The sequence below is a fragment of the Psychrobacter sp. CX18 genome (genome assembly GCF_057396215.1).
Genome location: NZ_JBXYJH010000008.1, coordinates 171,708 through 196,174 on the forward strand (window position 1 = coordinate 171,708; position 24,467 = coordinate 196,174).

Sequence of the window (24,467 nt, forward strand, 5' to 3'; positions counted from 1 at the left end):
ATGATATAACGTTTAACGGGCATATTGCTCTAGTAAAGATTTTATTTCCGTTAACCGGCCATGAAAAAAGTGACCAGCACCTTCGACAATATGAGTCTCTATATCTTTACTCTCTGCAAACTGTTTCATCGCACTTGGCTTAATGACATGGTCTTCATCGCCATAGATTTGAAGTGTTTTTATAGTTGGTAACATGACATCTGACGCATCATTATTCTCAACGGAAGGCGCCATAAGAACCACTTTGGCAATTTCCATATCACTAAGCCCCCATATATGAGGAGTCACTAATACTTGCTCAGCCACACGTGCTATCACATACCCCCCAAAAGAAAAACCACCTAACCATAATTTTCTAGCTGGCGTTTGCGCACTGATCCATTGTAGTACTGCCATGGCATCGTCAATTTCACCCTTAGCATAGTCATGCTCACCCGTAGACTTGCCTGCCCCTCGAAAGTTAAAGCGTACAGCATGCATACCTTCGTCTCGAGCAAACTGAAATAAGGTTGTAACGACTTTATTGTTCATCGTTCCATCGTAAAGCGGGTTAGGATGACATAATAAAGCAACCCCTTTAGTATTAGGGTCTTGTGGATCACCATTTTGCCATAAAGCTTCGACTTCAAGCTTACCAGCGGGCCCATCGATAAGTAATTTTTCTGTTTGTTTGGTCATATAGTAGTCACATCTGAATTATGGATTTTTTTAAGTCATAAAAACTGTCAAGCGTATGAAAGTGCGCTAAAAGGTGTCGCGCTCATATTAACAAAAGTAAGCGCTATAATCGGTTAACGTCTGTTATTTTAATAACATTTTAAAATGATTAAGTCGGTTAAACATAAGTAAGTAGGATAAATATAAATAAGTAGTTCAAAAATAACTAAGCACGTTAAACTTAATGAAGCATGATATAAATAACTAAGCATGTTATCCCATTAGAATTAAATAGGATAAATTTAAAGACCGGATTTCATTTATACTTTTGTTGTAATATACGGGTAACAAGATCAACATAACCCTTTTAAACGGTATAAGCTTTAGTGACACTACTATTTTATACTAAGTACTACCATTTTATACTAAGATAGCGGTGCCCACCTTCTAAGTAGTCGTATTTTTCGTCATTATCATGATATCTTAGTACTTAATGCTTAGTTAACCATTAGGTACTGATGGCTAACGACATAATTTTATATATTTAGAGGTTAAAAATGACATTATCACTTTCTCGTAAGGCAATGCAATCTTCGGCTCTAGGAATTTTAATATCTGCAACTATCGGATTAACAGCATGCCAATCAAACCCGTCTGGTCCTGTCATTCAAAGAGCGGACTCTACTTTTGAGACGACGGGTATCGGCAAAACTAAGGTTGAAGCGCAGCAAGGTGCATTAGACAATGCTAAGAAAACCTGTGGTATGCGTCAAGTTATCGTTATCGAAGATGATCTTAAGTACAATGGTGTTTTCGATGAGCGTACGGGTCGTATGATAGATCAAGTGGGTTCCATTGCAGGGGTAGTCCTTGGAACTGGAAAACCGAATTTATCCCGTGAAGACGATTTTGAATATGAGATAAGCTTCCGCTGTCAGTAGCTTTCTTAAATATAGATTAGGTATGGATCTAATATATATAAAAGTAGACAGTAATTAAGTTTGTTTACAATAATTAGCGTCTTGGATCAAAAGCATCACGCAATGCTTCTCCGATAAAGATTAATAATGATAAAACAATGGTTAAGCTAAAAAAGGCAGAAAGTGCGAGCCACGGTGCATCTAAGTTATTTTTACCTTGATTCATCAATTCCCCTAAGGAGGGTGAACCAGGGGGTAGTCCATATCCTAGAAAGTCCAGTGAGGTTAAGGCAATAATATTGGCGGTTAAGATAAAAGGCAACTGCGATAAGCTTGATGCTAAAGCGTTAGGCATAATATGTCGTAGCATGATACGAGTATCAGACACACCAAGGTTCCGAGCCGCTCGCACATAATCGAAGTTACGCGCTCGCAAGAACTCTGCCCTTACCAATCCCACCAAACTCATCCAACCAAATAGTAGCATTAACCCAAATAATATCCATACACTTGGGCTAAATAAGCTGACTAAAATAATTATCATAAAAAGCTGTGGAAGGCCTGACCATACTTCCATCATCCGCTGACCAATTAGATCTAGCCACCCGCCAAAATACCCTTGCAATGCTCCTAATATGATACCTATTAAAGACCCCGCAAAGGTTAAAGCTAAGCCGAATAAAAGTGAAATACGAAGCCCATATAAAATACGGGCTAATACATCACGTCCTGTATCGTCGGTACCAAGCCAATTACTTGAGTTAGGTGGCGCAGGATAAGGCATGCCTATTTCAACACTTGGCGTCTGATCAGCAAACTCAATCAGCGGCATAACCATATAACCGTGCTGGTTAATCAGCGCCTTTACAGCGGGATCTTTATAATCGGCTTCTGTCTCAAAGACACCGCCAAAAGCAGTTTCTGGATACGCTTTTATAACAGGAAAGTACAACTCGCCTTCATAGCTCACCCATAAGGGCTTATCATTCGCCACAAAATTAGCGGCGATACATAAAAAAAACACTAAGCCAAAAAGTATTAGCGATATAACCCCTAATTTATTTTTTTTGAACCTGTTGAGTCTTGCCTGCCAAATAGGATTTAATGATGGGATAGGAGAGAATGACATACTTTATCGCCCCTCAAAGTCAATACGAGGATCGATAAGATGATAACTTATATCGCTAATAAGCTGTAGCAATAATCCAACCAGTGTAAATATAAATAAAGTACCAAATATGACAGGATAGTCTCGTTGAACAATGGCTTCGAAGCCCAGTAGACCCAGCCCATCTAGTTTAAAGATAATTTCAATTAAAAAATTGCCAGTGAAAAATATACCCACTATAGCCGCAGGAATACCAGCAATAATAATGAGCATGGCATTACGAAAAACGTGACCATACAATACTTGATTGCCACTCAGCCCTTTGGCTCTTGCTGTTAATACATATTGTTTTGATAATTCTTCCAAAAAACTAAATTTAGTTAAATAGGTCAATCCCGCGAAGCCCCCCACTGTACTAGCCAATAATGGCAATGCTAAATGCCAAAAGTAGTCTTTTATTTTTGCGAGTGTGGAAAGTTGATCAAAGTTTTCCGATACCAAGCCTTGCAATGGAAAGATTTGCCAATAGCTACCGCCGGCGAACAACACCAATAATATGACACCAAATACAAAGACTGGCACGGCATGACCAACTGCTAATAATAGCGCTGTTAATTTATCTATCCCAGACGCATTGTGCATTGCTTTGTAAATTCCCAAAGGTATGGCGATTAAATAAATGAGGAGAGTGCTCCATAAACCGAGGGATATTGAGACAGGCAGCTTCTCAATGATGAGCTCTGTGACAGGTTTACCCTTAAAAAAGGACTCTCCAAAATCAAGTACGGCATAGCTTTTTAGCATAAGCCAAAAGCGCTCAGCCGGGGGTCTGTCAAACCCATATTGCGCCTTGATAGCCTCTACCATCTCCACTGATAAACCCCGCGATCCACGATATCCACCCTCTGTTGCAACGCCATTGCCACCACTTGCTACAGGGGCTTCACGACTAATCCGAGACTGCTCGATTTGAGCAATTTGCTGTTCAACAGGGCCGCCTGGTGCTGCTTGGACCAATATAAAGTTGGTCAGTAGAATCAAAAATAACGTCGGAAAGATAAGCAATATACGTTTTAATATATAACGACCCATGACGCTTATCCTTATCTATTAGAGGCTATCAGCTATTAAAATCTTCTTTTAAAATGCCTATTAAAAGTTATCTTTAAGTGTTCTTAATGCCGTAAATACAGTTAGTGGTTTCGTATCTGGCAACTCTACCTTACTTGTCACCCCATCAATGACAGTGCCCTCTTCTGTGCGCAAAAATACATTGACTGCTCTTTCATGCGCCAACGTAACTGGTAAAGTAGGTTTTTTCATGTCCCTTAAATAACTGACTTCCACTAACGTTTGTTTCATCACACCGTTTTCAGGTTCAATGGTCAAACCAAACTTTAGATTATTTGCTGTATATTCATGCGCAGGATAAAATAAGGTTTTTTTAGGCAGCTCATTCAGACGTTTAAGGCTATCAAACAGCTGCTCCATTGTGCCACTTAATACGCGTCCACAGCCGGCACTAAACAAGGTGTCACCGCAAAAGACGTGTTTATCTCCGTCAATGTCCATAATATAGGCTAAGTGCGACTTAGTATGTCCTGGTACAGACCATACCTGAGCAGCACAGCTCCAAGCATTCACTGAGCTCCCCTCTTTCACAACCTGATCGGGATCCACACCATGCTCAGAGCTTGCGACGACATGAGTCAGAGGATAAAGCTCTCGCAACTCACTTACCCCTCCAACATGGTCATGGTGATGATGGGTGATCCATATTGCAGTCAGTTCTAGCCCATGTTTTTGTATATAAGTATCTACAGGCTCTGCTTGACCCGGGTCAATCACTATGGCTTGTTTATTTTTATCATTAACCAATGCCCAGATATAATTGTCTTCAAAGGCTGGTATAGGGGTAATCGTTAAACTCATTTAATTTCCTATAATGATAAATTATGAATTAAAACTTTAAGTTAAAATAATTATAGTCACGTTTGTAGACTCAAAATTAACTGACTTAGGACTTTTATGAAAAAACAGACTTCAATGGTTTGTGCGATTGGGATTATTTATACAGCCTCAACAACTTATTTAAAAGAGACTAATAAGTGATGCCCAGTCATGATAAATATAAATAGGGTTAAGTCCTATTGCTTTTTGACAGTCTTACCGTTTTAAATATTTGAGTATTTTTGTTTCAGCTGATTTATCTACCCACCAATAATCCGTCCCTAAAGCATTATCAGGTAAGGTTTTCACATGACGGTAATGGTCCCAATAAACCACGCGAGTTTGAGTGGTCCCATACATAGGTACCATGTAATAACCTGCGCGTAGCAACCGATCTAATACCTTAGTGTACAGTACAATCTCATCACGATTTTCAGCCAAAATAATCTTGGAAATAAGCGCATCTACTGCTTCATTTTTGATACCACTGTAGTTTTGGTTACCCTGCTCATCAGCAGCTGCACTCCCCCACATATAGCTTTGTTCAGCACCAGGAGATAAACTTTGTGGATATCCTGCGACAATCATGTCATAGTCAAATCGGCGCAAGCGTTCTAGATATTGCGGTGAATCAACCTGACGAATAGAAGCGTCAAAGCCAAGTTTTTTTAAATTTCGCACATAAGGTAGCAGCACACGGCTCATTTTGTCATCATAAATCAAGACTTCAAGTTTGGCACGCTCACCATCAGCTTGATACAGCTGCATATTGTCATAATAAAAACCCGCGTCTAAAAGCTTTTGGCGAGCCCGTAAGAGTGCGTCACGGTGATAGCCATGACCATCCGACTTAGGCAGATGCCACTCCGTAAGGGCCGCTTGCCTTTGGATAGGATTAAGTTTAGCCAACAAGGGTGCTAATACTTGTTTTTCTTTAGCAGACGGTACGCTAGTTGCTGCTAACTCAGATCCATGAAAGTAACTCTCTAACCTTTCGTATTGTCCATAAAATAATGTTTTATTCATCAACTCAAAATCAAAAGCGTCTGTTAACGCTTGCCTAACCCTAATATCTTTAAACAGCTTATGCCTTAAGTTCATGACCACAGCCTGCATAACCACAGGATTTTTCATAGCGATCGATTCTTGTCTAATCATTCCTGCTTTCGCTGCAGGAAAGTTGTAAGCAGTTGCCCATTTTCGAGCTGAACCTTCTTGCCTAAAATGGTACTGCCCTACCTTGAAGCCTTCTAGCGCTACTTCGTCACTGCCATAATAAACGTACTTGATAAAATCGAAGTTAAAGCGCCCTTTATTGGCCATGACATTGCGTCCCCAATAATTTGGATCTCGCTTATAGAGCACACTTCGGCCCTGCTCTACATGGGCTAACTTATAAGGTCCACTCCCCATTAATGGTTTTAAACTAATCGTTTCAAAATCTTTATCAACGGACTCTTTTTTAAAGATAGGAAATTGACCGACGGTTAAAAGAATCTCTTTATTATCATTAGATTTGAAATGGAACTTTACACGATGTTTATCTAATACTTCAACACTATCAATGGCCGCAAGATAGCTGCGTATGTGCATCACGCCCTTATTCAATAAAGCATCAAATGTCGCTTTTACATCTTCACTTGTGACAGGCGTTCCATCCCAAAACTTCGCTTTTAGATTGATATCATAGATAATCCAACTGGTGTCTTCAGGATCAAAGGTAACCTGCTTGGCCAATTGTGGATACATGACAAAAGACTCATTTAATGAGCCGGTCATCAAGGTATCGTATAAAAACTCAGTTCCACGCATCGGTACACCAGTCGTCATCCAAGGATTGGCACTATTAAAGGTACCTGTCGCTGATAATGAAAAAGTCCCACCCTTTGGCGCATCTGGATTGGCATACGGTAAATAAGGTGACTCTATATAACTGGCTTCTACATTATGTCCTAAGGCTGTCACTGTAATGGGCTTGGCAGTCGCATAAGGCGTCACACTGACAAACACAGTAGAAAGTAAGACACTAACTAGACCTAACTTAGGATCTAATTTTCTTAACCATACTTTCATTCATTGCTCCCATGACACCTTAAGATTTTACCACTGATAGACAAATTAAGGAAAATCCTAATATGACCTAGCGATTTTTATTGGCAAAGTCAGTCATAAAGCGACATAGCGCCTGTACTGAATCGAGACTAACCGCATTATAAATACTGGCGCGCATTCCACCAACATCACGATGACCTTTAAGGTTGAGTAAGCCTGCCTGCTCAGCTTGCTCCAAAAATTGATCATCTAAATCACTGTCTTTTAAGGTAAAAGGTATATTCATAATTGAACGGTACTTAGGGTCTACATTATTGATATAAAAATCGCTTTCATCGATGGTGTGATAAAGTAGCTCTGCTTTTTGACGATTAACCTTAGCCATCTGAGCCAGCCCCCCTTTCTCCTCTAACCATTCAAACACAAGACCTGCTAGATACCATGAGTAAGTAGCGGGAGTATTTAGCATAGAGTCTTTTGTGACCTGATTTTTATAATCCAACACTGCCGGACACCATTCACTAGCCTTCCCTATAAAGTCTTCACGGATAATGACGATAACTAAGCCTGCGGGTCCAATATTTTTTTGTGCGCCTGCATAGATTAAGCCAAACTTAGAGACATCAATAGGCTCAGACAAAATACATGATGACATATCAGCAACTAAAGGCGCATTTACTTGTGGCGGTTCAAATATTTGTACACCATGAATGGTTTCATTCGCACAATAGTGAAAATATCGAGCACCTTGAGTCAATTGCCAATCACTTCGATCAGGTACTGTCACAAAGTTAGACTCTTTACTACTTGCTACCTCATTAATCTCACCTAATCCAAGAGCAGCATACCGCTTTGCTTCTTTTATAGCTTTGCTTGACCATGCACCGGTGGTTAAATAATCAGCCTTGATCTTTTGTTCAGGATTAGAGGCATCCGATGAATTAGCGAGTAAGTTTAGGGGGATGGCCGAAAACTGCAATGTCGCGCCACCTTGTAAAAATAGAACTTTATAGTTGTCGGGTATTTGCATCAAACGACGTAGACTTTGCTCCGCTTTTTGAGCCACTTTGACATAATCCGAGCTTCTATGACTCATCTCCATGATTGAAACACCCTTACCATGCCAATCTAACATTTCAGACTGAGCTTTAATAAGTACTTCAGTTGGTAATGACGCAGGGCCTGCACAAAAATTATGTAAGCGATTTACTTGAGTGTCTATAGTTTTAGCTTTTTCAGCAAATGAAGATGTCTGATTGTCGTTCATATACTTTCCTAATAAGACGTAGAGAGGGATAAGGAATTTAGATATGGTTATGTTGAAGTAATCTCTTTGGCATTACTTTTTGCGTCATTTTTGGAATCATTTTCGGCATAATTAATCCTGTGCCATAATTCTTTTTTGAGAAGACTATTGTCTAACATTTCTATTAAATAAGGTACTCTTTGAACGTTGCTGTGTGACGTTCCTTGAGGCATAGGGGTTAGTGCGGCCACGTTCACATGTTCACTTTTTGACAAACAAAATATAAAGCCCGCTACACTGGCATTGGCTGACTCTTGATCGCTAATACCTTCACATATAGGGAATTTTAAACGTTGAGGCGTGAGCGAAAGCGAATTAATTATATTTTCCCACAATTTTAAGGCCGCTTCATTCTGCAAGACCTTCGTATCGATTAATACGACCCAATCATGATAATGTGCACCAATAATTTCAAACGCTTCCACCTGTTTCAAAGTAGAATTAGCGACATAGTTAGGTTTGTCAGGTTCTGATACTAACCTTCCAGGCTCGTTGATCCTTCCAGGCTCGTTGATGTCGTTGTTATCGTCGTTATCAAGGTTGTCGTCATCAATATTACTATCATTAATGTTCAATGTTTGCTTTAAAACTTTTATAGGATTATGGCGCAACTCTTGATTTACGATAACAGGCTTGTCAGCAGAAATAGGCTGTTGTGGGTTTGATGTGTTTATCTCATTGCTGATATCAGTGTTGATATCAGTATGGTTAACAGTATTATCATCCAAACCTTTGAAAGCATTTGCCTCGAAGTCTTTATTAGACACTTGATCTAAAGTACGCCCACTATTCTCGTTATTTGTTTGCTCTAAGATAGAACTATTATGATGATACTCAGCAAACTCATCATAATTTATCACTCGTGTAGCGCGTTCTCTATTTACCCATATATCCAACCCCATTAATGCCAATATTTTTCTTTGTTGCACCACCACAGGTGAAATTTCAGAGGCTTCTAAAGCGTCTGAATTTGGGTTAGTAACAACTTCTCTACTGGCGTCTTTTACAGAGGTCATAATGATACAAGTGCTTTATGAATGGTAAATTGAATTTCATTAACGAACATGCAGATATAAAATGGACAGGTATAGAATAGTGTAACAAAGTTTGGCGGACAACTCGATATATTATCTTAGGACTAAAATATAGTCAGCGAACTACTAAACGGTTACGGCGTTTACCTCATTAACCCTACTGCAGTATCACTTGCACTCGGTTGCCTTATAACCATTTTAGACTTCTTCGACTATAGGATTAATAATAAACCATCTTATACAAAAAATCCTAGCTCTCCGGTTTAAGAAAGCTAGGATTTAACACAGTCAATCAAATGTCGGGGTAAACCATAAGTTTATATTTATCAAAGTTAACAATGCTTAGTTTTCTATTAGTGAGTTACTTTGACTCTAGTGGGTTACCTAAAGACTAGTTTGCAGTAGCCTCACCTTCTTGGTTTTCACCCCAAATTTTAGGGTATTTATAACCTGGAAAGGTTTCATGTGCATAGGTTTTGAATTCAGGTGAGTTATAAGCCTCTGTGACATCTTTTACCCATTTTGCATCTTTATCCGCCGTCTTAACGGCAGACCAGTTAACATAGGCAAAGCTTTTTTCTTGATATAAAGCATCCGTCAGCTTTATACCAGCATCAGTCGCATAGTTGCCATTGATCACCGCGAAATCAACTTCGTCGCGGGCTCGTGGCAATTGCGCAGCTTCTAGCTCTACAATATCAATATTCATAGGGTTAGAGGCAATATCAGACTTAGAGGCAGTCAAAGGGTCTACGTCATCTTTAAGGGTAATCCAGCCCAGATCATTCATCATTACCAATGCGCGGGCAAAGTTACTAGGGTCATTTGGCGCCGATACTTTCATACCATCGTAAGCCTCATCTAATGACTTCTTCTTACCGCTATAGATACCCAAAGGTGCTGTGGGTACTTGGAACACTTCAGTTAAATCAAGATTGTTTTCAGCTTTAAAAGTGTCTAAATAAGGCTTATGTTGAAACACGTTAATATCCAAATCACCTTCTGCTAATGCCAAATTTGGGCGAACATAATCCGTGAAGGTAGTAAGTTTAACCGTATAACCTTTCGCTTCAAGCTCCGCTTTTACTTCATCACGTACCATATCTGCGAAGTCACCTTCAGTGGTACCAATGACGATGGTTTTTTTATCTTCAGCCGATGCTTGATCTCCTGAAGTTGCTTCTTGCGCATTATCGTTACAGCCAACCAATACCAGTCCTGAAAGACCAGCTACTGCTGCTGCCGCTAGAATTTGTTGACGAATTTCGAATAGCTTCATTTAATTTTCCTTTAAACCTTATTGCAAATTGTGAGCACATTCTAACTTATTTTAGAATAATGACATCATGAAACTTTTAGCAGAGCTTATGAGTAAATTTCATTAAGCACTTGTAACTTGAATTTGATTATTAATCGTTTTTAAAATAACGCTTTTCAAGGAGCTTAGACCTAATCCCCTGAAAACTTAAACATTTAAACAGCAATATTTGAAAACTTTAAATAGTATCTGAGAGTTTATACACAAAACACTATAAAATTAATAAGGTCTCATTTAAAATTCAATTAGCGCTTATCCAGCTTGGTTGCCAACCAATTCCCAATACCCTGAATCGCAATGACCATTATGGACAACATAATGACAATAAAGATCATCACTTCGGTTTGATAGCGATAATAACCATAACGTATGGCTAGATCACCCAGTCCACCACCACCAATCATACCGGCAGCAGCAGAGTATGATAAAAGGCTGATACACAAAATAGTCACTGACAGCACTAACCCTGAACGCGCCTCGGTCAATAAAACCTTGATAATGGTCATTGGGCTTGCCCCCATTGACTCACTTGCCTCAACAATACCGCGTGGCACTTCACGTAAATTTTGCTCAACCAAACGCGCAAAGTAAAAGGAGCCTGCGATTGCCAACACTAAAGAAGCAGCAATTGGCCCAATACTGGTACCAATTAATGATTTGGTAAATGGGCTCATCGCGATCATTAAGATGACGAATGGGAACGCACGCATAAAGTTAGTAAAACCGCCTAATATCGCATAAACCGACTTATTTTGTAGTAGCTGTTTATCACTTGATAAAAATAAAAATACACCAAACAGTCCGCCAATAATAATAGCCGCAGTCGTTGAAATACCTAGCATGATAAAGGTATCTATAGTTGCTTGCCATATTTCTTTGCGTAGTTCCCAAAGGCGGGCGCTAGCACTGTTAAAAGTCATTGCAAACATCCCTTAATCCTCCTGAACCAATTCACGCCCAATATCAGTATTGGCCTCAATTTGACCCTCAGTTATTTCTGCCACTTCTAACAAATGCCCATTGTGCAATAATGCAGCACGATGACAAATACGGCGAATCACATTCATTTCATGGGTAACGATAACTATGGTTACACCTAATTTTTCATTCACTTCTTTTAAAGTTGTTAATAGGGTTCTAGTCGTAGCAGGATCTAATGCGCTTGTCGGCTCATCTGCAAGTAGTACTTTAGGGTTTGGTGCGATAGCACGGGCGATACCTACCCTTTGTTTCTGACCCCCTGACAACTGTGCAGGATAATGATTGGCTCTATCCGTTAGATTAACTATTGCCAAACACTCCATTACCCGCTCGTAGATATTATCCTTTGCATAGCCTGACACTTTAAGGTTAAATGCCACGTTTTCAAATACGGTACGGTTTGACATTAAGTTAAACTGCTGAAAAATCATGCCAACATTGTGACGGGCAACACGCAGCTGTTTTGGCGTAAGATCTGTCAATACCTCACCATCAATAGTCACTGAGCCACCATCTGGACGTTCTAACAAGTTCATAAGACGCAACAGAGTCGACTTGCCAGCCCCTGAATAACCCATTAAGCCAAATATCTCACCTTGTTTAATAGTAAGAGATATAGGCTCGACAGCAGTAAACCATTCGGCCTTACCATCTTTATGGGTCTGGAATTTTTTGTATACCTGATCTAGGACAATCATATCGGTCATGGCAGTCATCTTGAATAATAGTTAGCAGATTATGAAGGTGTCAGAATGAAAATTGATGACAGGAAAATCTTAAGAACATCATCTTTTGGGAAAATACAGATTAAGAACTTGCCTAATAAATATATCGAAATTACGAAAGGCGGTAATATAGCACAGTGCACTATTTATCGCATCAACTTATGGCTAATAAACTTATGCCATGACACGATATAAATTCGTCTTAAAGCTTAAAGGCTATCTCCAATCTAATAGCCCTTAGTGGCTAGTAAGTGGCTAATATAAAAATCAACTTAATTCTAAAGGTGTCGTGATCCCCTCTAACGACGAAAGATATTTAACAATATGCTTAGGGCAATACTAATAATAATCATGGTCACAATGGGAAAATAAAATCTTGTATTCCCGGACTCGTAACGAATATCTCCTGGCAACTTACCAAACCAAGTCAACGCATTTGGGAATAGGGCTAGAACGACCCCAATAGCAACAATGAACAACCCAATGGCTATCAATATTTTAGGCATAATTAAGTATCCTTTTTTTAACTACTAAACAGATTTCAAATATGATGTCTAATGGGTCATCTAACTGCCCCATTTTATTAGAATTTGGTAAAATAGATGAACTTTATCCAGAACTTTACCAAAGAACTGCTAAACCTTAATTTAAAATAAAAAAATTATCAATCATTCGAGTTAGCGATTGATGCATTTTGAATTTTTAAACGATATTTATGTCTTAACTCTATATAATGGCATCATAATAGAATAGATAGCGCATTATATTAAGCTATTTAAACTAGGGTATGTGACTATTATTTATGAAGCTACTTTCATTTATGGCTTGCGAATACATAATGCTTGCGAATACATAATGCTTAAAAATACTTAGTTCTTACGAATACATGTCGCTTGCCAATGAATGACACCAATAGCTATGTGTTTAATTGTGCATAAAGTCTATAAACACCATACTATTTGGTTTTATAAATATTAACTATTAAAACGGTCAAGTTATAAGCCTATAAACTCACTTGAAATCTATCAACAAACAAGGGATATCTATGAATATTTTAATTATTGGCTCAGGGGGTCGTGAACACGCTTTGGCATGGCAATGTGCTAAAGATGACGACGTTTCAACTGTCTATGTAGCAAATGGAAACGCCGGCACGGCTATTGAACCAAAATGTGAAAATATTGATCTAGATACCTCAAATCATAATGCTGTCATTGAATATTGTAGAGCCAATGATGTTAAGCTGATTATTGTGGGACCGGAAGCACCTTTAGTTGCGGGTTTAGTCGACGATTGTCAAAAAGCGAATATTGCCACTTGGGGACCTACTAAATTCTGTGCGCAACTTGAAGGCTCTAAAACCTTTGCCAAACAATTTATGCAAAACAATCACATTCCGACGGCAAAATATGAAACCTTTACGGACATTGAAGCAGCTAAGGAATATGTTAAGAATAACGGCGCGCCAATTGTCATCAAAGCGGATGGATTAGCGGCAGGCAAAGGCGTCATCGTTGCTGAAACTGTGGAGCAGGCTTATAGCGCCATTGAAGATATGCTCGGTGATAACAAGTTTGGTGAGGCGGGTAGCAGAGTCGTTATTGAACAGTTTTTGCAGGGTGAAGAAGCCAGTTTTATTTGTATGATTGATGGTGATAATATTTTGCCGATGGCGACCAGTCAAGATCACAAACGAGTTGGTGAAGGTGATACAGGTCCTAACACTGGTGGTATGGGTGCGTACTCCCCTGCTCCTGTGGTTACTGATGAGGTACATCAGAAAGTTATGACGCGGGTGATTCAACCTGTAGTGAATGCGATGAAAGAGGCAGGACATCCCTATACTGGCTTTTTATATGCAGGATTAATGATAGATGATAATAATGATCCTTATGTCATCGAATTTAACTGCCGCTTTGGCGATCCTGAGACTCAACCTATAATGATGCGCCTCAAATCGTCTTTAGTTAAATTAATACAACAAGGTCTGGAAGGCAAGCTACCTAACCAAGCTGAGTGGGACAATCGTGCAGCACTAGGAATTGTTTTGGCATCAAAAGGCTATCCTGAAAGCTCATCTAAGGGTGATATTATTACAGGACTTCCTCCCTTTGATGCAACAGAGACGACTAAAGTATTCCATGCTGGGACTAAAAAAGAGGGCGAACAAGTATTGACGAATGGCGGCCGAGTGTTATGCGTCACGGCACTAGGAGATACTATTGCCGCTGCCCAGCAGAGTGCATTGAAAACCATAGCTACTATCGAGTTTGATGGCGCACACTATCGTCGTGACATTGGCTACCGAGCCATTAAACGGCTGTCTTAATTTTATTGTTATTGCTTAAGTACAGAAACTTAAACTTAGAACCGATATTCATACGCTAAAGTGAGGTAATTTGTAGAATAAAATGCGACAATACAAGTCATCATTAAGTAAAAAGCTTGCGATGAACAGTCATTTTATTGAATCAAGTTATTTTATTTAATCCTAATGCTTATGACGTTTATTACGTCGTCGCTTATTTTAAGCAATTATAGCCTGTTATAGATTTTGAATTCAGGTTCTTAAGATACAGTATCATTATCAAATATGGTTAAAACATGGATAATTCTTCACCTTCTATACCTCAACAACCTGAATTACAAAATAGTAGCTCAGAAAATGAGATGAGTGAGCTTAAGACTTCTCGTTTAGATCGCCGTCTTTCTATGGCGAAAACATCTCTTAATTTGGGGAGACGTTGGGCTGGAAATAGTTTCAGTGGTCTTTTCTTAAGTAAAGAAGAGAAAGCCTCCCGTAATCAGGCTTTTATGAAAGAGCAAGCGGCCTATTTAGCAGATGAATTGGGTAAGCTTAAGGGGTCTGTGGTTAAGATTGGTCAGATGCTGGCTCTGTATGGTGAACATTTTTTGCATCCAGAAATTACAGAAGCCTTACATCGATTAAATGACAGTACCGCAAGTTTGTCATGGTCTGTTGTTGAAAGAGCGCTGATTACAGAGCTTGGCGAGCGCTTAAATGATTTAGATGTATCCCATACACCAGTAGGTACAGCTTCGCTAGCGCAAGTTCATCGCGCGACTATTAAATCAACTGGACAACAGGTTGTCTTAAAAGTCCAATACCCTGGGGTGGCAGATGCTATAGACTCTGACCTTAGCTTGTTTAAACATCTTTTGAAGGTTACCAATGCCGTACCCCAAACCAAAGCGCTAGATGAATGGTTTACAGAAATTAGTGATCTTTTGAAAGTTGAAGTCGATTATAATGCTGAAGCTCAAACGACTAAAAGGTTTTATGAGCGCTTAAAAGATGACGAGCGTTATATCGTACCCGAGGTAATAGAAGAGTTCTCAACTCAAAGAGTTTTATGCTTAAGCTTCGAAGAGGGTGTGCCCGTTACCAATGTTGATTTACAAACCCTTCCTCAAAGTCGTCGGGATATCCTAGGCAAAGCGGCTATAGATATTATGCTCAATGAGATATTTATCTGGGGTGAAATGCAAACTGACCCAAATTTTGGTAACTATTTAATCCGCTCCGAGCCAGCAGACAAACCTGATGGTAAAGATAAGCTCATTTTATTAGACTTTGGTGCAATGCGCCAGTTTGACGATCATCTGCTTAATATAGCTCGCAAGCTAATGTTAGCCGGTTTTAATTACGATAAACAGCAAATGATTGATGCTATGCAGGGTTATCCTTTCTTTGACTCAATGAGTCCAGAGGTTAAAGCTAATATGGCAGATGTGTTTTTATTAGCCACTGAGCCCTTTAGATCTCCGCAATTACAAAATAATTTGCAACAGTCGTCAGAGGATGTATTGGTTGATGAACAAGGCTACTATCATTGGGCCAATAGTAATTTGCATAAACGTCTTATGGAAAGCTCGAGCAGTGCTATGCAGTCTAGAGAGTTTAGCTTACCGCCAAAAGAGTTTATGTTTATAAGTCGCAAGTTTATCGGAGCATATACTTTCTTAACGGTGCTAGATGCACGCACCAATACTCATGATACCATTAGTAAATTTGTGCCAATCAATATGACGGCACACCGTTAAGAATAAGCTTCAGAATGAGTTAGTGTTGTGGGAACTATTCGAGCGTAACCAACGCAAAACATTTCAAACTTAAAATCTGGCGAATTTAAATAGTTTAAAGATATTAAATTTTAATATATCGGGGTTTAGGAACTAATGATTGTTTTTTAATATGGCATTCTGTAGCGTTAGCTGCTATTGGGTAATATCATTTAGCGATCGTACCAAGCAGCGATAGCACTCTAATGGATCACAACTGCACTACTCAAAGAGTAATTTGATTAATTAGTGTGTAAAGTTGAAGAATTCCAGTTGTCGAAGTTGGTAATATAGTCTTTAGGCTTCGTTAACTCAAGCTCCCAACACCTCTCTCCACGTGCTAAATATTTGACCTCAAAATGGGTACGCTTACTGTGAGTAGGTATAAGATACTTTTTGGTCGCTAAACCCCAGGTATTTAAGGACTCATCATAAGCAGAGTCTATATACTCTTGAATGTTACTTGCTAATACAACCTTCCCTTCAGGCTTTAGTCGGGATAATAAGAACTCAAAGAAAGGCATATTTAACCATTGTTGATTTGGATTTTTTGGTTCAGGATTTGGATAAAGAATAAAAAACTTGTCCACGCTTTGAGTAGTCAGAGCATAAACACAGTAAGGTATCGCATCAGCGTGAACGGCCAATAAGTTATTTAAAGGGGCACCCTCTTTATTAATAGAATCAACCAATGAATTAAATGCAGTAAATTTATTTTGAGTACGTTCTATTGCAATTAAATCGTGTTGGGGATTATCTTTAGCATATTGGCAAGCATGCAGCCCCTTCCCTGCGCCAATCTCAACAATGAGAGGGCGTGATTTATGCGGTTGTTGAATAAACTGAGGAACAAGAAAATTACGTGGCGCCTTAAGCTTTTCAGGTTTAAAAATTCTTGATTTATTGTGACTTAGTTTGTTTTTAGTCGATGTTGACATTGTTTACAACCACTTGTTGGATTAAAGGTTAACCATCTATTAAGAGCTGATTACTTGCTTATGCAAGCCCTTACATGAGCAAGTAAGTACTCGTGCTATACTCTAATAAGCAGCCTAATTTAACTTTATTGTTTTAAACCTTTGTAAATAACGTTATTTTAAAGCATACATCTCAGTAGTATATACCGGAAGTTCTTATTTTAAAGGTAAAACCTTTTCTTTAAAACAACCTATCTTTGTTGACTACGATTAGGTTAAATAAACCTACTATTTGGAAAGTTTGCATTCGCCTTCCTCGATAGGTTTATATCTAGATTTAGTATAAAATTTTCATAACACATTATAGTCAAAGAACTCTAAAATGGTTACAAGGCAACCGAGTGCAAGTACTACTGAAGTAGACTTAACGAGATTAACGCCGTAACCATTTAGTAGTTCTCTGACTATATAATCAATACGTTCCTAAAACTTATCATGACAGCCTAAGATACTCATATGACTCAGTCAAAATCAGATTCACCAAAACCTTCCGTCAGCAAAACTTACCCTTGCCCACAATGCCAAAAGCCCACGGTATGGCAGGACAACCCTTATAAACCATTTTGCAGTGATCGCTGCAAATTAATAGACTTAGGGGCTTGGGCTAATGAAGAGTATCGTGTTGCTGCGAATGATACCCCCTTTTCATCCAATTTTGACTAAATTATTAACTAGTTCATTTCATTAAAATCGTAAAATTAAAATAACTATCAATGTAAACATAACCTAATTAAGAACCTGATTTTAAAGGATTTATTATGTCACACTCCTACATCATGCCTACGTATAGCCCACAACCCATCAGCTTTATACGGGGACAAGGAAGCTGGCTATATACTGCTGATAATACGCCATATTTAGATGCTTTAACGGGTATCGCTGTTTGTGGATTAGGTCATTGTCATCCAAAGATTACCGAAGCCATTCAAGATCAAGCGGCTACTTTAATCCATACCAGCAACCTTTTTAAGATCGATTGGCAAGAAAAGGCCGCTGAGTCAATTTGCACCGCAGCAGGTATGGACAGTGTTTTCTTTGCTAATAGTGGCGCAGAATCAAACGAAGCTGCTCTTAAAATGGCTCGACTGTATGGACATAATAAAGGGTTTAAAAAGCCTAAAGTCATCGTGATGGAGCGTGCCTTCCATGGCCGCACTTTACTTACGGTTTCTGCAACCGCCAATCCTAAAGCGCGTGAAGGTTTTTATACGTTAGATGATGAATTTATTCGGATTCCGTTTGGCGATATCGAGGCTATAAAACAAGCCGCTAAAGACTATGATGAGATTACCGCTATTTTGGTTGAGCCTATACAAGGCGAAGGTGGTCTTAATACTGCAGAAAGCGGTTTTAGTTATTTAGAGCAAATTCAAGCTATTTGTGATGAGTATGACTGGCTATTTATGCTCGATGAAGTTCAAACCGGAAATGGACGTACTGGTAAATACTTTGCTTACCAACATAGCAACGCTCAGCCAGATGTGGTCTCCACAGCAAAAGGGTTGGGCAACGGATTTCCGATTGGCGCCTGTATGGTTCGCGGTCGTGCTAAGGATTTATTTCAAGTGGGTAGCCATGGTTCAACTTATGGCGGTACACCTTTAGGTAGCAGAGTCGTCCATAGCGTATATGACATCTTAACGAATACCAACGTTATGAAAAATGCAGTAACGGAAGGTGACTATATCCAAAAGACTTTATACGAAGAGCTCAAACCGTTAGGTATAACAACGAGAGGCTACGGAATGATGATGGGTATTGTATTGCCTGAGACGACTGACTGTAGCACATTGGTTGCAGACGCTAGAATAAATGAGAACCTTATTACCAATGTAACTGGTGGCCATGTTATACGTTTACTACCGCCACTAAATTTGTCTCGTGAAGAAAGTAATCAACTCATAGAGAAGTTAATTCGTATCGTTAAAGCTAAGTTAAAAGATTAAATATTTTTATATAGGAATATAAGAATATAGAGATTTGTCTTTAAAAGGGCTTATCTTCAACAGATTTTTGCTTCTAGAGACAAGATTATTAACAGCATATCTTTAAATTAACCTATCAAGAATAGCGGATGCCAACGAGACGAATAGTAGGTTAAGTGAGTCTGACCGAGGCTAAGATGGATAGGGTATTTTATAGAAAAGGTACAACTAGCGAATGAGTCTAATAGGTTCACTAAATAGAGTCTGCTATTAGACTATTCTATAAAACTAAAACGCCACAACACTAACAGTATACTAAAAGCTTGATAATTGCTGCAATGTCAGCTTTAATAAGCTTTGCGTATCGACAATTGTTTGTCCCGCCTCAGTATCCCGTGCTGCTTTAATGGCCTTCTGCGCTTCTTTATCTCGATATCCCAGACTAATTAAAGCAGACTCTACTTCTGCAAGTATTACGCCTTCGCTACCAGAAGCGTTCATTGGCATAACGTCACCACTTTCAAATAGCCCGCCTTCACTACTAATATGATCAAACTTGCCTTTTAGTTCAATTAATAAGCGCTGTGCGGTCTTTTTTCCGATACCAGGCACACGTACTAAAGCAGCCTCATTATCCGACTCCACATTGAGTTTAAGCTCGGAAGCTGAAAAAGTAGACATCATAGCGAGCGCCATTTTTGCCCCTACCCCATTGATGCGAATCAACTGTCGGAATACATCACGCTCACTTTGCTTTGAGAAGCCAAATAGTAATTGGGCATCCTCACGCACATGTAAATGAGTCCAAAGTACCACATTGCCCTCAAGTTGCAATTGACAAAAGTCGGGCAAAGGTAGCTCAACCTCATAACCTACACCTGATGCTGTCATAATACAGGCTACCGGAGCTGACAAATGACACACTCTTCCTTCAAGTAATCCAATCATAAATCTTCATCTATCACAAAAGTTAAGGGCTCTATTATAACAAAGTTCATTTTTTAAATTAGGCTATTCTCCTAATTAGCATTTAGAAAGTCTCATTTTTAATTAAACGCTGTATAGTTATATTTTAAAAGTTGAAGTATAAAAAAAGCCCTGAAATATCAGGGCTTAAATTGAACTGTCAAAATTTTAAACTTAATACTATGTAATTTAAAGAGGCTAGTAAATTATCCTGCTTTTTAAAGTTAGATAGTGTTCAAATTAGTATTGCTGATCAGCGTCTTTAACTTCAGCTTCAGCACCATCAGTAGCCTTTGAGGCCATATCTTTAGCACCATCAACCATTGAGTTTGCACCATCAGTAACAGTTTTAGCACCATCAGTAACTGCATTGGTAGTGCTATCAACAGCAGTGTTTGCGCCATCTGCTATAGATTCACCAGCGCTAGTTACAGCACCAGAAGCAGCAGCACCGGCATCTTTCGCACTGTCAAGCATAGACTCACCAGCATTTTGGGTAGTTTCAGCAGCGCTATCAGCAGCATTAGTAGCAGTTTCACCTGCATTTTCAGCAGCGGTATCTACAGTATTAGCATCAGTAGTATCATCAGCTTTTTGATTACAGCCTGTGACAGCGAATACACTAGCAACTAGACCTGCAACAACAAGTTTACGGTTTAACATAAGAACTCCTCACGTAATGTGGTATTAATTAACACTCAGCATTCTAAAGACATATTAAGGAAATAACAACTATTAATTTAAATAAATTTATAAAACTTAATTAAACCATTAAATAGTTTTAAATTTCCAAATACATCTTGCTAAGACGGGGTTGTAAAGGCAGCAAAACCTTAAAATCTAAGACACCAGCAACACAAAATAAAGGTCCAGCTGCCCTATTTGATAAATATCCGAAATATTTTTTACAAATACATTTAGGCATATTTTAACATTAGTGACTATTATTAACTTCTAATGCCGCAACAGCAGGCAAGGTTTTGCCTTCAACAAACTCTAAAAATGCACCCCCGCCTGTAGACATATAGCTCACACCATCTTCTACATTAAATTTATGAATCGCCGCTAGCGTATCGCCACCGCCTGCAATTGAAAACCCTTTACTCATCTTGACAGCTTCTGACAATAAACGAGTTCCTTCACTAAAGGCATCAACTTCAAACACCCCGAGCGGTCCATTCCATAAAATAGTAGCAGCATTTTTGACAGCAGTCGTAATATGTTCTGTGCCTTCAGAGGCGATATCTAAAATCATTTCACTATCACCTACTGCATCAATACTTCTAACAATAGGGGTCGCAGATTCTAATGATTTTAGAAAATTATCAAAATCAATCTGTGACTTATCAGCAACGACCACTTTTTTAGGCAATAGAATCTCAGTTTTACTCATAATATTAGTCGCAGTATCTATCATTTCTGCTTCATATAATGACGCACCTACTGAGTGACCTTTTGCCGCTAAAAAGGTATTAGCAATACCACCACCAACGATGATTTGATCACAAATTTCAGCCAAACTAATGAGTACATCTAATTTTGTAGATACTTTAGAGCCGCCGACTATAGCCACGACTGGCTTATTGGGTTGGTATAACGCTTTTTCTAAGGCATCGAGCTCAGCTGATAATAACGGACCAGCACATATAGGTTTACCCGCATTAGCTGCTGCCTTGATGACGCCTTCAGTTGATGCTTGAGCCCTATGCGCAGTACCAAAAGCATCCATCACAAATACATCACACAGTTCAGCATAATGCTTAGATAGTGTCTCACTATTCTTCTTTTCACCCTCATTAAAGCGAACATTTTCAAGAAGAATAACGTCTCCTGGCTTAACGCTGACATTCTGGTTAACATATTCTTTATTTAACACAACCGTCTGATTTAATTGTTCAGATAGATAGTCAGCTACTGGTTGTAATGAATACTTCTCTTCATAATTACCTTCGCTAGGTCGACCCAAGTGCGAGCAAACCAAAACTCCTGCACCTTTTTCTAAAGCCAACTTGATAGTCGGAATACTTGATCTTAGACGAGCATCGTTAGATATTTTACCATTTTGGATAGGTACGTTTAAATCTTCACGTATTAATACTGTCTTACCCTTAAGATCTTGGTTTTCCATTCTAGCAAAGTTCATGCAATTACCCTTTCAAGAGAAATATGGTTAAAATTTAAGTTTACGCTTACCATAAAATAATGTCTGTATTCGCCCGTTAATATTTTCGGACGCTATAAAATTTTAACCGATTTTATCATATTTAAAACCAAGGGCAGTACACAATTTAATAATGAATCGTATCATTCACTATATTTGACAGTTCATCACAACCATCCTTTAAAAGGTTTATAATGCTATTATATGATGAATCAAATTTCCTTTGAGAAATATTAAAGTAATTCCGGTTATAAATTTTATTAATAATAGGAATTAATGATTTAATTATTGAAAACACATACCTTAATATCTTAATCTTTGTAATAAAATTTAAATATGACATTAAAACACAGACAGTCATCAAGACATATTTATTAAATAACTGTTATTAAATAATAGTTATCTAAGAACAGTTATCTAATAACAGTTTTAAAAGTACAGTTTTAAAAGTACAGTTATCCAGCCTTGAATCAACACAAACAGAAGGATACCCTTTATGAGCAACGATTATTCAGAAGCTAAAACACGTCTTTTAGAGTTACAACAAGAATATCAAACTCGAATCGATAAAATTGAAGACCACATTCAACATCCTCAGGATGAACTTAATGAGCATTGGGACGATCAAGCCATTTCAATGAGAGAAAATGAGATGCGCAAATCACTTCTTGTTGAAGCTCAGCAAGGTCTAACCTATGTTAAAAATGCGTTAAGCCGCATTGAAAATGGAACCTATGGAGAATGTGCGGTGTGTGGTGAAGAAATTGAAGAAAAAAGATTACAAGCTATACCATATGCGACCTTATGTATGAAACATGCCTCGTAGAAGCTACGTTTATACCCTACTTTAGCGAGCTTTAAACACTATCAATAAAAACAAAAAAGATTGCCTTTATTAAAGGCAATCTTTTTTAGACTCAAGTCTTACACTAAAGTTAGAAAATAACCTAACGAAAAAGGCGAATGCAAACGCGACAAAAGTTAGGTTCAGTCAGCATGATAAATATACGCTATGTTAAAAATACGCTATGTTAAAAATGTACTACAAATTGATTAATACTCTCTTTAGAAGGTTATACCTATACCGATCGGCGCATCGCTAAGTTGGCTAAGATAGTTTCTGCATCATTCCAGCGTGTGCTTGAGCTATTAGCGCCTAAAATAACAATGATTGCCGGGCGGTTATTAACTCTAGTTTCCATGACGACACAACGTCCTGCTTCATTAATAAAGCCCGTTTTTGATATACCAATGGGATAATCCCCACTTCGTACCAATTTACTCGTATTATTAGCAGCATACTGGCGGTTTCCAACAGCATAATTAGCAACGAAAAAATCATAACTTTTGGTAGTGGAAAAACGACGAATGACTTCGTATTGCCCTGCTGCTTGTACCATTTTTGCCAAATCAACTGGTGACGCTACATTTCGCTTATCAAGACCTGTAGGATCTCCAAAATAAGCACTATTCATACCCAGTGCCCGTGCTTTTTGGTTCATTGCGTGCATAAAGGCATCATAACCACCTGGATAGTTTCGAGCTAGAGACTTAGCCGCTGGGTTTTCAGACTTCATTAAAGTCATTAGCAATAGCTCGGCGCGATTCATGCGATCGCCAGCTTTTAGACGTGAACTTGCACGTTTAGGACCGACGAAATCTTCAGGATCCAACTTGATTTCCTCACGCATATCAAGTCCAGCATCCAATACGACCATCGCGGTCATAAGCTTTGTAATTGAAGCAATTGGACGAGCAACATTCGCATTCTTTTCGTATAATGGTTTGCCAGTTTCAACATCCAATACTAGTACGCCACGTGATCCTGTAGTTATCGGTAGTGTTTCGTAAAAGGTTGAGTTATTGTAGTTATTGGTACTATCATAACTATAGCCATTTTGATTTGAGTACATAATAGTACGTGCTTCATATAACCCACCTGCACTACCCCATTGAACTTGTGAATTACCTGTCTTACTAGGTTCGACAATTGTTAACGCAGCATTTGATACTGAACTAACAGTGCCCAGACCCAATGCGATGCAAACAAAGATATACGATTTTTTAAAAGAATTGTTTAAGCTCATAAGTCATCTCACTTGAGTCAAAATTAATAGTATTAAGGTATTATATAGCGTTAAAAAGGCGAAGGTTTACCAACTCAGTTGCTTTAGCACTGGTAAATCATTTATATTTATTGGTCCATTTTATTAAAATATTTCAAAATTATTATTAAATAATATTTTACAAATGCACAAAGATCAGACTATCGAACAATCAAAAATTTTAGACTTTCAATTATTT

22 protein-coding genes are annotated in these 24,467 nt (G+C 38.5%); 6 read left to right on the forward strand and 16 right to left on the reverse strand.

Translation table 11 applies throughout. The annotated features are described in order from the left end of the window. Positions 1–12: 12 nt before the first annotated feature. Positions 13–678: an alpha/beta hydrolase gene (locus AC2SLT_RS08155; RefSeq protein ID WP_486547161.1), complete on the reverse strand. Its 666-nt coding sequence runs from the start codon at positions 676–678 to the stop codon at positions 13–15. A 536-nt stretch (positions 679–1,214) separates the two neighbouring features. On the opposite strand from AC2SLT_RS08155, the gene AC2SLT_RS08160 reads away from it, so the two are divergent. Continuing rightward, positions 1,215–1,598 (forward strand): hypothetical protein, encoded by a 384-nt coding sequence (locus tag AC2SLT_RS08160; RefSeq protein ID WP_486547162.1) that lies wholly within the window; start codon positions 1,215–1,217, stop codon positions 1,596–1,598. Between the two features lie 73 nt (positions 1,599–1,671). Here the strand turns inward: AC2SLT_RS08160 and AC2SLT_RS08165 are convergent, their stop codons facing one another. The 10 genes from AC2SLT_RS08165 to AC2SLT_RS08210 form a co-directional block, all read right to left on the reverse strand. Next, positions 1,672–2,706 carry an ABC transporter permease gene (locus tag AC2SLT_RS08165; RefSeq protein ID WP_486547163.1) on the reverse strand — a complete coding sequence of 345 codons (1,035 nt, stop codon included), beginning with the start codon at positions 2,704–2,706 and terminating at the stop codon, positions 1,672–1,674. A gap of 3 nt (positions 2,707–2,709) precedes the next feature. Further along, complete coding sequence (locus AC2SLT_RS08170; RefSeq protein WP_486547164.1) at positions 2,710–3,777, reverse strand: microcin C ABC transporter permease YejB; 1,068 nt, start codon at positions 3,775–3,777, stop codon at positions 2,710–2,712. Positions 3,778–3,837: 60 nt separating this feature from the next. Next, entirely contained in the window at positions 3,838–4,617 is a 780-nt protein-coding gene (gene gloB / locus AC2SLT_RS08175; RefSeq protein ID WP_486547165.1) for a hydroxyacylglutathione hydrolase, read from the reverse strand. A 234-nt stretch (positions 4,618–4,851) separates the two neighbouring features. After that, complete coding sequence (locus tag AC2SLT_RS08180; RefSeq protein WP_486547166.1) at positions 4,852–6,708, reverse strand: extracellular solute-binding protein; 1,857 nt, start codon at positions 6,706–6,708, stop codon at positions 4,852–4,854. A 67-nt stretch (positions 6,709–6,775) separates the two neighbouring features. Beyond that, positions 6,776–7,954: a 3-phosphoserine/phosphohydroxythreonine transaminase gene (serC, locus tag AC2SLT_RS08185; RefSeq protein ID WP_486547167.1), complete on the reverse strand. Its 1,179-nt coding sequence runs from the start codon at positions 7,952–7,954 to the stop codon at positions 6,776–6,778. Between the two features lie 47 nt (positions 7,955–8,001). Further along, positions 8,002–9,009, reverse strand: a complete 1,008-nt coding sequence (locus AC2SLT_RS08190; RefSeq protein WP_486547168.1) for a hypothetical protein — start codon at positions 9,007–9,009, stop codon at positions 8,002–8,004. A 409-nt stretch (positions 9,010–9,418) separates the two neighbouring features. Further along, a complete protein-coding gene (locus AC2SLT_RS08195; protein ID WP_486547169.1) occupies positions 9,419–10,306 on the reverse strand; it encodes a MetQ/NlpA family ABC transporter substrate-binding protein in 888 nt (295 codons plus the stop codon). 284 nt (positions 10,307–10,590) lie between these two features. Continuing rightward, a complete protein-coding gene (locus AC2SLT_RS08200; protein WP_486547170.1) occupies positions 10,591–11,274 on the reverse strand; it encodes a methionine ABC transporter permease in 684 nt (227 codons plus the stop codon). A 3-nt stretch (positions 11,275–11,277) separates the two neighbouring features. Continuing rightward, the gene (locus AC2SLT_RS08205; protein ID WP_486547171.1) at positions 11,278–12,033 is read right to left on the reverse strand and encodes a methionine ABC transporter ATP-binding protein; all 756 of its coding nucleotides are present in this window, start codon (positions 12,031–12,033) and stop codon (positions 11,278–11,280) included. A 317-nt stretch (positions 12,034–12,350) separates the two neighbouring features. Further along, the gene (locus AC2SLT_RS08210; RefSeq protein ID WP_486547172.1) at positions 12,351–12,557 is read right to left on the reverse strand and encodes a DUF2905 domain-containing protein; all 207 of its coding nucleotides are present in this window, start codon (positions 12,555–12,557) and stop codon (positions 12,351–12,353) included. Between the two features lie 539 nt (positions 12,558–13,096). On the opposite strand from AC2SLT_RS08210, the gene purD reads away from it, so the two are divergent. Next, entirely contained in the window at positions 13,097–14,380 is a 1,284-nt protein-coding gene (purD, locus tag AC2SLT_RS08215) for a phosphoribosylamine--glycine ligase (RefSeq protein ID WP_486547173.1), read from the forward strand. A gap of 275 nt (positions 14,381–14,655) precedes the next feature. After that, the gene (locus AC2SLT_RS08220; protein WP_486547174.1) at positions 14,656–16,116 is read left to right on the forward strand and encodes an ABC1 kinase family protein; all 1,461 of its coding nucleotides are present in this window, start codon (positions 14,656–14,658) and stop codon (positions 16,114–16,116) included. A gap of 260 nt (positions 16,117–16,376) precedes the next feature. Here the strand turns inward: AC2SLT_RS08220 and AC2SLT_RS08225 are convergent, their stop codons facing one another. Beyond that, entirely contained in the window at positions 16,377–17,072 is a 696-nt protein-coding gene (locus AC2SLT_RS08225) for a class I SAM-dependent methyltransferase (protein WP_486547175.1), read from the reverse strand. Between the two features lie 495 nt (positions 17,073–17,567). Between AC2SLT_RS08225 and AC2SLT_RS08230 the strand changes: the two genes are divergently transcribed. Next, positions 17,568–17,774 (forward strand): DNA gyrase inhibitor YacG, encoded by a 207-nt coding sequence (locus AC2SLT_RS08230; RefSeq protein ID WP_486547176.1) that lies wholly within the window; start codon positions 17,568–17,570, stop codon positions 17,772–17,774. A 95-nt stretch (positions 17,775–17,869) separates the two neighbouring features. Then, positions 17,870–19,057, forward strand: a complete 1,188-nt coding sequence (locus AC2SLT_RS08235; RefSeq protein ID WP_486547177.1) for an acetylornithine/succinylornithine family transaminase — start codon at positions 17,870–17,872, stop codon at positions 19,055–19,057. 294 nt (positions 19,058–19,351) lie between these two features. Here the strand turns inward: AC2SLT_RS08235 and ruvA are convergent, their stop codons facing one another. The 3 genes from ruvA to AC2SLT_RS08250 all read right to left on the reverse strand — a co-directional run bounded on the left by ruvA (position 19,352) and on the right by AC2SLT_RS08250 (position 22,145). Beyond that, entirely contained in the window at positions 19,352–19,984 is a 633-nt protein-coding gene (gene ruvA, locus AC2SLT_RS08240; RefSeq protein ID WP_486547178.1) for a Holliday junction branch migration protein RuvA, read from the reverse strand. Positions 19,985–20,242: 258 nt separating this feature from the next. Further along, positions 20,243–20,665 carry a hypothetical protein gene (locus AC2SLT_RS08245; RefSeq protein ID WP_486547179.1) on the reverse strand — a complete coding sequence of 141 codons (423 nt, stop codon included), beginning with the start codon at positions 20,663–20,665 and terminating at the stop codon, positions 20,243–20,245. 271 nt (positions 20,666–20,936) lie between these two features. Beyond that, positions 20,937–22,145, reverse strand: coding sequence for a phosphoglycerate kinase (locus tag AC2SLT_RS08250; RefSeq protein WP_486547180.1), 1,209 nt, complete (start codon positions 22,143–22,145; stop codon positions 20,937–20,939). A 514-nt stretch (positions 22,146–22,659) separates the two neighbouring features. On the opposite strand from AC2SLT_RS08250, the gene AC2SLT_RS08255 reads away from it, so the two are divergent. Then, positions 22,660–22,989 (forward strand): TraR/DksA family transcriptional regulator, encoded by a 330-nt coding sequence (locus AC2SLT_RS08255; protein WP_486547181.1) that lies wholly within the window; start codon positions 22,660–22,662, stop codon positions 22,987–22,989. Between the two features lie 253 nt (positions 22,990–23,242). Here the strand turns inward: AC2SLT_RS08255 and AC2SLT_RS08260 are convergent, their stop codons facing one another. Further along, positions 23,243–24,250 carry a serine hydrolase gene (locus AC2SLT_RS08260; protein ID WP_486547182.1) on the reverse strand — a complete coding sequence of 336 codons (1,008 nt, stop codon included), beginning with the start codon at positions 24,248–24,250 and terminating at the stop codon, positions 23,243–23,245. Positions 24,251–24,467 lie beyond the last annotated feature (217 nt).